The organism is uncultured Pseudomonas sp. (genome assembly GCF_913777995.1).
Classification (GTDB): domain Bacteria; phylum Pseudomonadota; class Gammaproteobacteria; order Pseudomonadales; family Pseudomonadaceae; genus Aquipseudomonas.
On sequence record NZ_CAJYVE010000015.1, the window covers coordinates 1 to 12,963 of the forward strand.

The 12,963-nt window shown below is 65.1% G+C and carries 12 protein-coding genes; 1 reads left to right on the top strand and 11 read right to left on the bottom strand.

The window, feature by feature from the left end; genetic code table 11:
* From QZ497_RS06315 to tssA, 11 genes are all read right to left on the bottom strand, one after another.
* On the bottom strand, window positions 1–262 hold a 262-nt coding region (locus QZ497_RS06315), incomplete at its 3' end, for a contractile injection system protein, VgrG/Pvc8 family (RefSeq protein WP_295472309.1).
* An 87-nt stretch (window positions 263–349) separates the two neighbouring features.
* Window positions 350–3,028 (bottom strand): type VI secretion system ATPase TssH, encoded by a 2,679-nt coding sequence (tssH, locus tag QZ497_RS06320; RefSeq protein WP_295472310.1) that lies wholly within the window; start codon window positions 3,026–3,028, stop codon window positions 350–352.
* A gap of 5 nt (window positions 3,029–3,033) precedes the next feature.
* Window positions 3,034–4,074 (bottom strand): type VI secretion system baseplate subunit TssG, encoded by a 1,041-nt coding sequence (gene tssG, locus QZ497_RS06325; protein ID WP_295472311.1) that lies wholly within the window; start codon window positions 4,072–4,074, stop codon window positions 3,034–3,036.
* The gene (gene tssF, locus QZ497_RS06330; RefSeq protein ID WP_295472312.1) at window positions 4,038–5,894 is read right to left on the bottom strand and encodes a type VI secretion system baseplate subunit TssF; all 1,857 of its coding nucleotides are present in this window, start codon (window positions 5,892–5,894) and stop codon (window positions 4,038–4,040) included. The genes tssG and tssF overlap by 37 nt, the downstream gene beginning before the upstream one ends.
* Entirely contained in the window at window positions 5,891–6,394 is a 504-nt protein-coding gene (gene tssE, locus QZ497_RS06335) for a type VI secretion system baseplate subunit TssE (RefSeq protein ID WP_295472313.1), read from the bottom strand. Before tssE ends, tssF begins: the two co-directional genes overlap by 4 nt.
* Before the next feature lie 5 nt (window positions 6,395–6,399).
* A complete protein-coding gene (locus tag QZ497_RS06340) occupies window positions 6,400–6,846 on the bottom strand; it encodes a hypothetical protein (protein WP_295472314.1) in 447 nt (148 codons plus the stop codon).
* A complete protein-coding gene (locus tag QZ497_RS06345) occupies window positions 6,843–7,298 on the bottom strand; it encodes a type VI secretion system amidase effector protein Tae4 (RefSeq protein ID WP_295472315.1) in 456 nt (151 codons plus the stop codon). Before QZ497_RS06345 ends, QZ497_RS06340 begins: the two co-directional genes overlap by 4 nt.
* A 69-nt stretch (window positions 7,299–7,367) precedes the next feature.
* Window positions 7,368–7,856 carry a type VI secretion system tube protein Hcp gene (locus QZ497_RS06350; protein ID WP_295472316.1) on the bottom strand — a complete coding sequence of 163 codons (489 nt, stop codon included), beginning with the start codon at window positions 7,854–7,856 and terminating at the stop codon, window positions 7,368–7,370.
* Window positions 7,857–7,937: 81 nt separating this feature from the next.
* The gene (tssC, locus tag QZ497_RS06355; protein WP_295472317.1) at window positions 7,938–9,431 is read right to left on the bottom strand and encodes a type VI secretion system contractile sheath large subunit; all 1,494 of its coding nucleotides are present in this window, start codon (window positions 9,429–9,431) and stop codon (window positions 7,938–7,940) included.
* A gap of 15 nt (window positions 9,432–9,446) precedes the next feature.
* Window positions 9,447–9,965, bottom strand: coding sequence for a type VI secretion system contractile sheath small subunit (tssB, locus tag QZ497_RS06360; protein ID WP_295472318.1), 519 nt, complete (start codon window positions 9,963–9,965; stop codon window positions 9,447–9,449).
* Window positions 9,966–10,051: 86 nt separating this feature from the next.
* Window positions 10,052–11,071 carry a type VI secretion system protein TssA gene (gene tssA, locus QZ497_RS06365; RefSeq protein ID WP_295472319.1) on the bottom strand — a complete coding sequence of 340 codons (1,020 nt, stop codon included), beginning with the start codon at window positions 11,069–11,071 and terminating at the stop codon, window positions 10,052–10,054.
* A 393-nt stretch (window positions 11,072–11,464) separates the two neighbouring features.
* On the opposite strand from tssA, the gene tagH reads away from it, so the two are divergent.
* Entirely contained in the window at window positions 11,465–12,961 is a 1,497-nt protein-coding gene (tagH, locus tag QZ497_RS06370) for a type VI secretion system-associated FHA domain protein TagH (RefSeq protein ID WP_295472320.1), read from the top strand.
* Window positions 12,962–12,963: the final 2 nt, after the last annotated feature.

The window sequence follows — 12,963 nt, forward strand, 5'->3', positions numbered from 1 at the left end:
GGCCCTGATCGGCGTTCTGGCTGCAGCGCGCGACGATGCCGTGGAAATGCCGCTGGCCACCGCCGGGCAGTTGCAGCGACAGGCTCATGGGCTTGCCGAGCAGCTGGTTGAGGTCCAGCGAGCCGTCACGGGCGGTGAGCTGCAGCTCGTAATGGAACAGCCGCCCCAGCTCGTCGCCGCCGGTCATGTCCTTGAGCAACAGCACATCCGGCCCGAGCGGGCTGGTGATCTGGGCCATGCGGGTGAGTTGCTGGAAATTCATCGGTTTTCTCTCATCGAACGATGCTGCGGTACGGTCGGTGATGGCCCGGCAGGCGCGGCGAACCGCACCCACCGGTCGTATCACCGGTCATTGCACATCAGCGAATTCGTAATGCAGTTGCCCGTCGCGCTGGGTGATGCGCACGCCGGCCAGTGGCTGGCCTTCGAGCATGCGGGTCAGGAACTCGCGGCTCATGTCCGGCAGCAGGGTGTTGGTCAGGATCGCGTCGATCATCCGCCCACCGCTTTCGGTTTCGGTGCAGCGCGAAACGATCAGGTCGATCACCGAGTCGTCGTAGTCGAACGGCACCTTGTGGGTGCTCTCCACGCGCTTCTTGATGCGCCCCAGCTGCAGGTCGGTGATGGCCTTGAGCATGCTGTCGCTGAGCGGGTAGTAAGGGATGGTCACCAGGCGGCCGAGCAGGGCCGGCGGGAAGATTTCCAGCAGCGGCTGGCGCAGCGCCTTGGCGATGTCCTCCGGGTCGGGCACGTTCTGCGCGTCCTGGCACAGGTGGGCGATCAGCTCGGTGCCGGCGTTGGTGGTGAGCAGGATCAGCGTGTTCTTGAAGTCGATCAGGCGACCTTCGCCGTCTTCCATCACCCCCTTGTCGAACACCTGGAAGAAGATCTCGTGCACGTCCGGGTGGGCTTTCTCCACCTCGTCGAGCAGCACCACGCTGTACGGCTTGCGGCGCACCGCCTCGGTGAGTACGCCGCCTTCGCCATAACCCACGTAGCCCGGTGGCGCGCCCTTGAGGGTGGACACGGTGTGGGCTTCCTGGAACTCGCTCATGTTGATGGTGATGACGTTCTGTTCGCCGCCATACAGGGCTTCGGCCAGGGCCAGGGCAGTCTCGGTCTTGCCCACCCCGGAGGTGCCGGCGAGCATGAACACGCCGATCGGCTTGCTGGGGTTGTCGAGGCCGGCGCGGGACGTCTGGATGCGCTTGGCGATCATCTGCAGCGCATGGTCCTGGCCGATGATGCGTTTCTTCAGGTGCTGGTCGAGGTTGAGCACGGTTTCCAGCTCGTTGCGCGCCATGCGCCCCACCGGAATGCCGGTCCAGTCGGCCACCACCGAGGCCACCGCCTGGTAGTCCACGGTGGGCAGAATCAGCGGGTTCTCGCCCTGCAGCGCACTCAGGCGCCGTTGCAGCTCGACCAGTTGCTCGCGCAGCGCCTGACCTTGTTCGGCCGGGGTGTCGCTGTCCACCACGCCAACGCTGTCGCGCAGCTGCGCACGCAGGGCCAGCAGTTCGTCGACCAGGCCCTTTTCTTCGGCCCAGCGCGCTTCCAGCCCGGCCAGCCGCTCGCGCTCGGCGTCCAGCAGCGCCTGGCTGTTGGCCTGGCGGCTGCCCGTGTCGACGCCGATGGCGTGCTCGCGGGCGATGATCTGCAGCTCGGTTTCCAGGGCCTCGATGCGCCGACGGCTGTCGTCGACCTCGGCCGGCACCGCATGCAGGCTCACCGCCACGCGGGCGCAGGCGGTGTCGAGCAGGCTGACGGATTTGTCCGGCAGCTGGCGCGCCGGGATGTAGCGGTGCGACAGCTTCACCGAAGCTTCCAGGGCCTCATCGAGGATCTGCACCTGGTGATGCTGTTCCATGGTCGAGGCCACACCGCGCATCATCAGCAGCGCCTTGTCTTCCGACGGCTCGTCGACCTGCACCACCTGGAAGCGCCGGGTCAGGGCCGGGTCTTTCTCGATGTGCTTCTTGTACTCGGCCCAGGTGGTCGCCGCGACGGTGCGCAGGCTGCCGCGGGCCAGGGCCGGCTTGAGCAGGTTGGCGGCATCGCCGGTGCCCGCCGCGCCACCGGCGCCGACCAGGGTGTGGGCTTCGTCGATGAACAGGATGATCGGCTTGGGCGAGGCCTGCACGTCTTCGATGACCTGGCGCAGGCGCTGTTCGAACTCGCCCTTCATGCTCGCCCCGGCCTGCAGCAGGCCGACGTCGAGGCTGCGCAGTTCGACGTCCTTGAGCGCCGGCGGTACGTCGCCGGCGACGATGCGCAGGGCGAAGCCTTCGACCACGGCGGTCTTGCCCACCCCGGCCTCGCCGGTGAGGATCGGGTTGTTCTGCCGACGGCGCATGAGGATGTCCACCAGTTGGCGGATTTCCTCGTCGCGGCCGACGATGGGGTCCAGTTCGCCGTTGCGCGCCTGCTCGGTGAGGTCGATGGTGAATTTCTTCAGGGCTTCCTGCTTGCCCATCGCGCTCGGCGCCATGGCGCCGCTGGCTTCGCCCGGCGCCGCGCCGGCATTGAAACCGTCGGTAGCGGCGAGGGCATTCTCCGGCGAGTCGCCGACGTACTCGTCGAAGCGCTCGGTGAGGCTTTCGATCTTCAGCTTGGCGAACTCGCCAGACAACCCCAGCAGCGCGTTGCGCAGGCTCGGGGTCTTGAGGATGCCGATGAGCAGGTAGCCGGTACGCACCTGGCTTTCGCCGAACATCAGGCTGCCGTACACCCAGCCGCGCTCCACGGCTTCCTCGACGTGCGAGGACAGGTCGGTGATCGAGGTCGAGCCGCGTGGCAGGCGGTCCAGCGCGTCGGTCAGGTCACGGGCCAGGCGTGCCGGCTCGACGTTGAACTGGCGCACGATGCGGTGCAGGTCGCTGTCTTGCAGTTGCAGCAACTGGTGCAGCCAGTGCGCCAGCTCCACGTAGGGGTTGCCGCGCAGCTTGCAGAACACCGTGGCGGCCTCGATGGCCTTGTAGGCGACGCTGTTGAGTTTGCCGAACAGCGCGGCACGACTGATTTCACTCATCTTGTTCAGGTCCTTGAGGTGGGTGTCGCGCCGCTTTGGTCGGCGTAGTGGCGGGCCAGGATCAGGTCGTCAGCGTCCTTTTCCGGAGTGCCCAGCCAGGTGTTGAAGCCCAGCCGCTGGCGGCCGTTGAGTTGCAGGCGCGGAACCTCGGGTTGCTCCAGCACCAGGTTGAGGTCCCAGTCCAGTTCATGGCCCAGGTACTCGGTGACCCAGGCCACCAGTTCACGGAACGGCTGGCCGTCGGGCAGCATGCCCATGTAGTCGTCGAGCTTCAGCGGCCCCAGGCGAATGCGGAACTTGTGCTGGCGGTCCCAGACATGGCTGCCCAGGCACAGGTCCATGCCCAGCCGGTTGGACGTCACTCCGACCCGGCTGCGTTCAGGCAGTTCCAGCCACTGGCCGACGTATTCCTCGATGCTCACCGGCAGCCCGAAGTACTGGCCGAGAATCGCCCGCAGGCCGTCCGGGTAGCGGGTCTGTGCTGCCAGGTGGCCGCTGTAGTGCAGCATCGCGGTGCCCGGCAGTTCGCCCTGTTCCAGTTGCCCCGGCAGGCCCCGGCCACACAGCGCGGCCAGGCGCCCCGACCAGTAGTCGTCGTCCGGGCGGTCGTGGCTGACGGTAGGCCGGGCCTCGGCCCAGGCGCGGTAGAACAGGCTCAGCAAGCGGTGGTGGAAAACGTCGAGAAAGCGCTTGCTGGCGGTGTCGGCATGGTTGCGCTGGCGCTCGCGCACGTACTCGGTCAGGTGCAGCGGCAGCGGGCCGTTGGGGCCGCCAAGGCCGAAAAAGAACTGCTCCAGGCGCGCGGCGGCGTCATCGCTGGCGGGCTGCGCACTGGCCAGGGTCGAGGGCGCAAAGGTACTTTCCTGGCGCTGGCCGAGGCGCACCGGGTCGTCTTCCAGGCGCAGCGAATGGCCCAGGCGTGGCAGGTCGGGGTTTTCGCACTCGATGCGCCGCAGGGCCTGGAAGAAGTCGTACTCCCAGGGCTTGTCCTGCATGGCCTCCAGCGTGTTCATAGGGTCGGACGCCGACCGGGCTTGGCTTTCCATCGCATGATCTCGCCGCGTTCGGTGCTGCGCAGCACCGTTTCGGTAAAGCTGTTGATCGACACGTAGCGTGCCAGGAAGCGTTCGAACACGGCCCCGAGCAGGAACACGCCACTGCCGCGAAAGGCGTTCTCGTCGAATTCCAGGGTGATTTCCAGGCCGCGGCCGAAGACGATCGGCCCCGGCATCGGCAGGCGGCGGGTCACCGGCTTGCTGCTGACCTCGCGCAGGCCCTCGATCTGCAATTGCAACGCGGCGTCCTGGTCATCGCCGTACAGGCGCAGCATTTCGCGCAGCGCCGCGGCGCCCTGGCCCTGTTCGGCCAGTGACAGGTGATTCAGTGACAGCTGGCTGATCAGCCGCCAGGCCTTGTTGTCGTGGGCATGGCTGGCACGCGGGCGGCTGGGGCCGGCCAGGCAGCGAATCGCCGACACCGGTGCGCTGTCGGCCAGGGTGAAATCGCTGGCGCCACCGAGGCGCATGAACAGCGGCAGGTCGCGGTTGGTGCACAGCGCCGTCAGGCCCAGCTGGCGCAGGTCGTGGCGCCATGGCGCTTGCTGGCTGTCGACCAGGCTGACGAAGGTCTCGCTGCCCACGTAGCTGGAGCGCGTGCCGCTGCGCTGCTGTTCGCTGGACAGCACGCGGGGTTCGCGGCGCAGGATGTAGTAGGCCTTTTCGCGGCCATAGCGCGACGGGTCGCGCACCGCGTAGAACGGCAGGAACGGCTGGTCGGGGCCGGTACCATGCCCGGTGACCCCTGTGATCGAGTGGATCTCGAAGTCCATCGGCCGGGTACGGTCGGCGATGGCATGGTATTCGTGCACCCGGTCGCTGAGGTGAATGCGGTCGAGGCGTCGCGGGAACAGGTTGATCGCCGGGGTGCAGAAGGGCACCAGTTGCTCGCGGCCGACGCTGTTCTCCAGGTTCGGGTCCAGGCGGTCGAACAGCACGATCAGTTCCAGCTCCTGGCCGTTGCAGCGTTTGACCGCGCGCTCCAGGCCGCTGAAGTCGACGAACAGAAAGCGTTGCGGCAGGGCGAAGTACTCCTGCAGCAGGCGGTAGCCCTGGAAGGCCTGGGGCACCACCGGCAAGGCGGCCTCGGCGTCGTCGAAACCGCAAGGGCGCAGGGTATCGATCGGCAGGCGCTCGACCCAGTCGCTGCCCGGTTGACGGGCGAACACCGCGCAGGCATTGCCCAGCAGTTGCTCGTAGAGGCGGTGCGGCAGTTCGTCGGCACCGTTGAGGTACAGCGGCAGGTTGGTCAGCGCCAGGCTGTTGAACGGCAGCTCTGCGCCGGTGCGCAAGGTGAAGCGCAGCGCCGCCTTGGCCTTGGGTTCACTGGCGGCCAGGCGCCCCAGCACGGTGGCCGGCTGGGCGAAGTACTCGGCCTGGCTGACCTGCAGCGGCCACAGCTGCACCTGCTGGGTGGTGCGGTATTCGCAGGAGGTCTGCGAGTCGCGGCCCAGGGCGGCGCGCAGCACGCTGCCGCGTGGCAGCGGGAAACCGTCGGCCAGCGAACCTTCGTCCGGGTCGGCGTGCATCTGCACCACGGTCATCGACGGGGTCGGTGCCAGGTAGTGCGGGTAGGCGATTTCCAGCAAGTTGTGGGTGAAGGTCGGGTACTCGGCATCGAGCTTGAGCTGCACCCGCGCGGTCAGGTAGGCGAAGCCTTCCAGCAGCCGCTCCACGTAGGGGTCGGCGCAGTCCAAACCGGCCAGGGTCAGGCGCCCGGCGATCTTCGGATATTCACGGGCGAATTCCTGGGCGCTCTCCCGGATGTGCTGCAGCTCCTGGTTGTAGAGCCCGAGCAGGCGTGGGTTCATGAGCGTCTCCGTTGGTCGGCAGGCAGGACCTGCACGTGGCCGGACTCCAGGTCCAGCTCGGTGCGCAGCAGCAGCGGCAAGGCCACCGGCTGCGCCCAGAGGTCACCCTGGATCTCGAAACTCAGGGCGTTGTGGTTCATCTGTTCGTGGCCTAGATGCGCACGCACTCGCACGGTGTGCGCCAGGATGCGCGGCTCGAAGGTGGTGATGGCGCGGTGGATGAGGCTTTCCAGCACGGCGATGTCGACACTCGACACGCTGGTGCCGGACAGCGCCGGCAGGCCGTAGTTGACCACCGAGGTGCCGGCCGGGGTGTTCAGCGTGTCGTCGGCATCCAGCAGCGAGGTGGTGTTGAGCAGCCAGGTCAGGTCGCGCAGCACCGAGGCCTTGAGCTGATTGAGCGAGAGCACGCGGCGGTCGGCACTTTCCTGCGGGTTGCCGGGCTCGTCGTCGGTCAGACGGTCGAGCAGGGAGGGCTGCAGGCGTTCGCGCGGGGTCATGGGGTTTACCAATCGAAGAGCGCCACGAAGTTCTTCTGATCGATCACGCCCTTCATGCACATGGCGTTGCGCGCGACCATCGAGGCCTCTAGCTGACCTTTCATCAGGCGCACGGCCTGGAACCGGGTGTCACAGGCCTGGCTCGGGGCAGGCTCTGGTACGGCGTGATAAACGATGACGATCTCCGATCCCTGGTTGAATTTCTCAACCCGTGGCTGCCCATGGCGGTCCTGGCTGAATGCGCAGGGCCAGGGGATTTCCAGGGACAGAAGACTGCCGTCGTCCTTGCGCAGGGAACAGTGCCCATTCTGATCCTGCAAGGTCAGCGTCATGCCGGTCAGAGAGACGGACGCCGACTCATTCAGCGGCGCGTCTTCAGGTTGTCCGGCGCACGCCGGCAGGCTCAGCGACAAAGCGCTCAGCAACAGGGCTCCAAGAAGGTTGCGGTTCATGACAGCTCCCAGAACCAGACCTGTCTGGAACGATAAGTCGGGTCGTCGAAGGTTTGGGTCTTGCCTCGGTTCCAGACATCGATGTGGTCGCCACTTCTGTTCTCGAAGGACTCTCCCGCGCGGGAAAAGCAATCCTTGAAAAAAATGATGCCGGTTTTCTGAGCGAGCTTTTTCCGCTCTTCGATGCTGCCACCCAGGACTGTCGGGCGGCCCAGGTGGTGTTTCCACAGCCAGTTGGCGAGCGATTCTGCGCCGCGTGCGTGTCCATGAGCGCACTTGGGATCGCTGTAGGTCGACTTGTTCACTCTGATCGTGAGTTCGCCTGATAACGCAATGCTCATTCGAATGGCGCATTGATTATCCCAACCGCCATCACAAGGATTACCGGCGGGGTACTCCTTCATGATTTTCTGATAGGCGGCCAACAGATTGATGAACGAAGGCTTGGCCATGACGTGTTGTCCTTTCTGCATGGAACCCTGATGCCAATCGCCCCCGGCACACGGCCGGGGGCGAGGGGCTTACATCTTGACGTTGGAGCGGATGTTCCAGCCGTACTTGATCGGGCCGCCTTCCTTCGAACCATCGGCCTTCTGCGGCTGATAGTCGACGCTGACCTTGGCGAAGTTCAGGGTGACGTTCTCGATCAGGCGATCATCGCTGCCCGAGCCGCCGGTGCTCAGCGAGGAAATCAGTACTTCTTCGAGGTTGATGATCAGGTACTCGACCTGGTTGTCGCCGCCGGCCTTGCGCACGGTCAGGGTGACCTTGTCGACGTGCTTGCCGCTGGAGCAATGCATCATCAGGTTGGGGGTCGCCTTGTCGACGTACTTGGTCAGCGACAGGTCCTGGATGCTGACCTTGCCTGCGCCGCCGCCGGTACCGGTGTGCATGTTGCCGGACTGGGACATGCCCCAGCTCCAGTTCAGCACTTCGATTTCGTCCTTGTGAGTCTTGTCCTGGGACTCGCCCTTGATGTCACCGATCTTGATGAAAATATCGACAGCCATGGTTTCTCCTGATGCGGCATGGGCCGCTGGGTGAAGGTGTGAACAAGCCTGGCGGGTGCGATCCGCCAGGCCGGCAGATCATTAGGCGCCCTTGGCCGATGGCAGCTTGGACACCAGGCGCAGCGACACGGTGAGGCCTTCGAGCTGGTAGTGCGGGCGCAGGAAGAACTTCGAGGTGTAGTAGCCGGGGTTGCCCTCGACCTCCTCGACCACCACCTCGGCGGCGGCCAGCGGGTGCTGGGCCTTGGTGGTTTCGGTGGAGTGCGCAGGGTCGCCGTCCACGTAGTTGAGGATCCAGTCCTGCAACCGGCTCTGCATCTCGTCCTTCTCCTTGAACGAGCCGATCTTGTCGCGAACGATGCACTTGAGGTAATGCGCGAAGCGGCAGGTGGCGAACAGGTAAGGCAGGCGCGCGGCCAGGTTGGCGTTGGCGGTGGCGTCCGGGTCGTCGTACTCGGCCGGCTTCTGCAGCGACTGGGCACCGATGAACGCCGCGAAATCGGTGTTCTTCTTGTGCAGCAGCGGCATGAAGCCGTTCTTCGCCAGCTCGGCCTCGCGGCGGTCGGAAATGGCGATCTCGGTCGGGCACTTCATGTCCACGCCACCGTCGTCGGTGGGGAAGGTGTGCGCCGGCAGGTTCTCGACCTCGCCGCCGGACTCCACGCCACGGATGCGCGAGCACCAGCCGTAGTGCTTGAACGAGCGGTTGATGTTCACGCCCATGGCGTAGGCGGCGTTGGCCCAGGTGTACTTGGCGCTGTCGGCGCCGTTGGTGTCTTCTTCGAAGTCGAAGGCTTCTACCGGGTCGGTCTTGGCACCGTACGGCAGGCGCGCCAGGAAACGCGGCATGGTCAGGCCGATGTAGCGCGAATCTTCGGACTCACGCAGCGAGCGCCAGCCGGCGTACTCGGGGGTGGTGAAGATCTTGGTCAGGTCGCGCGGGTTGGACAGTTCCTGCCAGGAGCCCATGCCCATCACGGTCGGCGAGGCGGCAGAGATGAACGGCGCGTGCATCGCCGCGCAGATCTTCGACAGCTCGCCAAGCAGCTCGACGTCCGGTGGCGACTGGTCGAAGTAATAGTCGCCGATCAGGCAGCCGTAGGGCTCGCCACCGAACTGGCCGTACTCTTCCTCGTACATCTTCTTGAAGAGCGGGCTCTGGTCCCAGGCCGTGCCCTTGAACTTCTTCAGGGTCTTGTGCAGCTCCGGCTTGGAGATGTTCAGCACGCGAATCTTCAGCTGCTCATCGGTCTCGGTGTTGTTCACCAGGTAGTGCAGCCCGCGCCAGGCACTTTCGACCTCCTGGAACTGCGGGTTGTGGATGATCTGGTTGACCTGGGCGGTGAGCTTGGCGTCGATGGCGGCGATGATCGATTCGATCGACTTGATGGCGTCGTTGGACACCAGGTCGGTTTGCGCCAGAGCCTGTTCAGCCAGGGTGCGCACGGCGGTTTCCACCGCTTCGCGGGCCCGCTCGGTCTTGGGTTTGAATTCCTGCAGCAGCAGCGAAGCGAATTCGCTGGTCTGTTCCTGGGTGGCCGCCTGGGCCTGGTTGTCGCGCAGCTGTTCGGTCATGGTCGTGGGTCCTGATCAGGCGTTGGGCTCGGCGTCGTCCTTGGGCTTGGGCGCACTCGCCAAGGCCTGGAGCAGCGCTGGGTCCTTGATGGCCTTGAGGATGATCTCTTCGGCACCGGTCTTGCCGTCCATGTAGGTCAGCAGGTTGGCCAACTGGGTGCGGGCTTCGAGCAGCTGGTTCAGCGAGTCGACCTTGCGCGCCACGGCGGCAGGGCTGAAGTCGTCCATGCTCTCGAAGGTGATGTCGACGCTCAGGTTGCCTTCGCCGGTCAGCTCGTTGGGGGTGTGGAAGGCCACGCGCGGTTGCAGCGCCTTGAGCCGCGAGTCGAAGTTGTCGACGTCGATCTCCAGGAACTTGCGCTCGGCCACGGGCGCCAGGGGTTCGGCGGGCTTGCCGGTCAGGTCGGCCATGACGCCCATGACGAAGGGCAACTGGACCTTCTTCTCGGCACCGTACAGTTCCACGTCGTATTCGATCTGCACGCGGGGCGCACGGTTGCGCGCAATGAATTTCTGCGAACTGGTTTTCGCCACGTTGCTCCTCCTGGTCGCTGCTGCGACGGTGTTGGCGTCGATGCCTATAACGGGCTGCGCGGCCCGGCGCTGATCCGCTGGGCGGGTCAGTCAGCCTCGGGGCCGCGCAGGTTCTCAAACTGGGACATGCCGTCGGGAATCAGGTTGCGCACGATGGCCGCGAAATCGGCGTTGACCAGGCCCTTGGCGCGGTTCAACAGCACCGGCAGCGGGCTGGAGGGCTCGTGGCGGGCGTAGTAGGCCAGCAGGCGGTCGAGGCTGCGCAGCACGTCATCGCGGTTGTTGATCTCGCCGCTGATCGCCGGGCGAGCTGGCGCCTGGGCTACCACCGGGGCGTCGCCTGCCGGTTCGGCGCTTGCGGCCTGCACGGCCTGCGGCTCGTCGGCTGGAGCGGCGTCGCCCAGTGCCTGCAGGGCCTGGCGCAGCGGCTGCTTGAGCGGCGACAGGTCCACGCCCTGGGCCGAACCCACTTGCTCGTTGACGATGGCCTCGATGCTGGCAATGCGTGCCAGGGCCTGAGTCAGGGCGTTACGGGTTTCCAGCAGGCTTTGCGGGTCGCTGTCACGCAGGGCGGCGTTGAAGGTGTCCAGGCCCAGGTTTTCATCTGCGGACACTTGCAACCCGCAGGCGTGCAGCGCAGCGCGCAGGCTCAGGGTGCCGAAGGCGCGGGAACGTACCAGGGGACTTTCGCGCAGCAGGCGCAGGTTGGTGTCGCAGGCCAGGCCGGAAAGGGCATTGATGCGCAGGGTCGGGTCGTTGTCGTCATCGGCATCGAGCAGTGGGTACAGCTCGGCCCAGTACTGCCCCAGCAGTTGCTCGACCAGTTCGAGGGTGTTGGCCAGGCCGGCTAGCCCGTCCAGGGCCAGGGCGCTCTGCACCAGATAGTGGGTGATGCGCAGGTCCTTGCTGCGCTGCAGCAGGGCCACGCTGGCCTGCTCCATCTGGCGCCACGGCGGAGGTTCGGCCGGCTGCACGGCATCGCCCATGACGCGCTCGGGCTTGCCCAGTGCATCACGTTCGAGTTGCAGGAAATCCGCGTCGTATTCCAGGTCTTCACCGCAAGGGGAGTTGGCTGAAACAGCGGAAAGCAACAATGAGACATCCACCAAACCTGATCTCCTTATCTACTCAGATGATGTCTTGCAGCCGGTTAAGAAATTTTTTTGAACCATTTTTTAGTGTGGATGTCGCGCATGGTTAGTTAATGGCAACCTGATATCACACAAATAACGGAGTTGTGCATTTTTGAAGTAGCGCACAGGGCTTGTCAAGCCGTGTATATGGGCGATGGGCCAATGATTGTGATGAGCGTAACAGTGTGCATGTTATTTTGACATCGCGGGTGTCGGCATGATTATCATGGCGCGCCAATTGCCCTTAGTCCTGATCGGGCAAAGTGGGAAATTTATTGAACTTTCGGTTCGAGGGCTTGTCTGGCCTCGATCACGAAGCATTCATGGGCGGCGAAAGTTGATGTGCGATATAGGCAGGGAGGCACCATGTCGCTGTGCTTGACCATAACTAGTTACCACAAGATTACACCGGGTCAATGCGCTGAAAAGAGCATGGACAGCGGCGTGATGGCAATTGGCCGTAGTCAAGAGAATGACTGGGTACTTCCCGATCCAGAGCGGTTGGTGTCTTCGCGGCATTGCGTCATTCAATATAAGGACGGCCGCTATTATCTCACCGACACCAGCACTAATGGCGTTGAGCTAGTACAGGCGGGCGTGCGCCTGCGTCGCGGTAACAGCGAAGTATTGCAGGATGGTGAACTCATCCGTATTGGCGAATACGAGATTCGCGTACGCATCGATTTCGCCATGCACCTGGCCGAGCCCGGTGCCTCGTCTGTTGAAGCGCCGAACAGCTTCGAGGCGTTGATGAGCCGCCAGGACAGCCAATGGCAGCCTTCGTCGGGTGCGCCGGCGGTGACCTCCGGCATGGCGCATCTGCAGGGTGGTTCGGCTCAGGACACATTCCCCGACCTGTTCGATTTCCTCGGTCCTTCCAGCGTGGCGCCGGCGACCCAGCCGGACCATGTACCGGCCCGCCAGCATGACTTCCGACCGCCCACGCCGGTGCACCTCGACAAGCCTGCAACCCCTGCGCCCCCGCCGGCTGCCGCCGCGCCTGGCGGTGCCGGGCTGATTCCAGATGACTGGGACCCGTTCGCCGACATCATTGCCCCGCAGCCGCAGCCGCAGCCGCAGCCGCAGCCGCAGCCACCGCAAGTGCCGCCAGCGGCAGCGGAACCGGCGCCGGTTTTCGAGCCTGTGGCTCCAGTGGTTGCCGAGCCATTGCCCGAGGTGGCGCCATTGCCGGTCGCCGAGCCGTTGGCCGTCGAACCCGTTGCGGCAGCCGCTGCACCGCAGCCCGTCAGCCCGCCACCCGGCGCCGGGGCTTCCGATGTGCTGTTGCAGGCCTTCCTGCGCGGTGCCGGCCTGGACCAGCTGCGTGTCGATACCCAGCAGGCCGAGGCGCAGATGGAGGCCATCGGGCGCAGTTACCGGCTGATGGTCGAAGGCCTGATCGACGTGCTGCGCGCGCGCAGCAGCCTCAAGGGCGAGTTCCGCATGCAGCAGACCATGATCCGCCCGGTCGAGAACAACCCGCTGAAGTTCGCCCCCAACGCCGATGAAGCCCTGCTGTTGCTGCTGCGCCATGGCAACAACGCCTTCATGGGCCCGGAACAGGCGATCCAGGACAGCTTCGACGACCTGCGCGCCCACCAGTTGGCGGTGATGGCCGGTGTCGAGGCGGCCATCAAGCACCTGCTCAAGCGCTTCGCGCCTGCCGAGCTGGAGGCGCGCATGGGCAAGCCTGGCGGCTTGTCGGGCCTGTTGGGTGGCTCGCGACAGGCGCAGTACTGGCAGCAGTTCACCGCCTTGTATGAGCGTATTTCCCAGGAAGCCGAAGACGACTTCCAGGACCTCTTCGGTCGCGAGTTCAGCCGTGCCTACGAAGCGCACAGCGAACGCTTGCGGCGCTCCTGAGA

What these genes read in the sequence shown, in the direction of transcription:
- tssE (WP_295472313.1), bottom strand. Translation starts at nt 6,394, where the DNA reads ATGACCCCGCGCGAACGCCTGCAGCCCTCCCTGCTCGACCGTCTGACC.
- QZ497_RS06350 (WP_295472316.1), bottom strand. Translation starts at nt 7,856, where the DNA reads ATGGCTGTCGATATTTTCATCAAGATCGGTGACATCAAGGGCGAGTCC.
- QZ497_RS06345 (WP_295472315.1), bottom strand. Translation starts at nt 7,298, where the DNA reads ATGGCCAAGCCTTCGTTCATCAATCTGTTGGCCGCCTATCAGAAAATC.
- tssH (WP_295472310.1), bottom strand. Translation starts at nt 3,028, where the DNA reads ATGAGTGAAATCAGTCGTGCCGCGCTGTTCGGCAAACTCAACAGCGTC.
- tssC (WP_295472317.1), bottom strand. Translation starts at nt 9,431, where the DNA reads ATGACCGAACAGCTGCGCGACAACCAGGCCCAGGCGGCCACCCAGGAA.
- tagH (WP_295472320.1), top strand. Translation starts at nt 11,465, where the DNA reads ATGTCGCTGTGCTTGACCATAACTAGTTACCACAAGATTACACCGGGT.
- tssF (WP_295472312.1), bottom strand. Translation starts at nt 5,894, where the DNA reads ATGAACCCACGCCTGCTCGGGCTCTACAACCAGGAGCTGCAGCACATC.
- QZ497_RS06340 (WP_295472314.1), bottom strand. Translation starts at nt 6,846, where the DNA reads ATGAACCGCAACCTTCTTGGAGCCCTGTTGCTGAGCGCTTTGTCGCTG.
- tssG (WP_295472311.1), bottom strand. Translation starts at nt 4,074, where the DNA reads ATGGAAAGCCAAGCCCGGTCGGCGTCCGACCCTATGAACACGCTGGAG.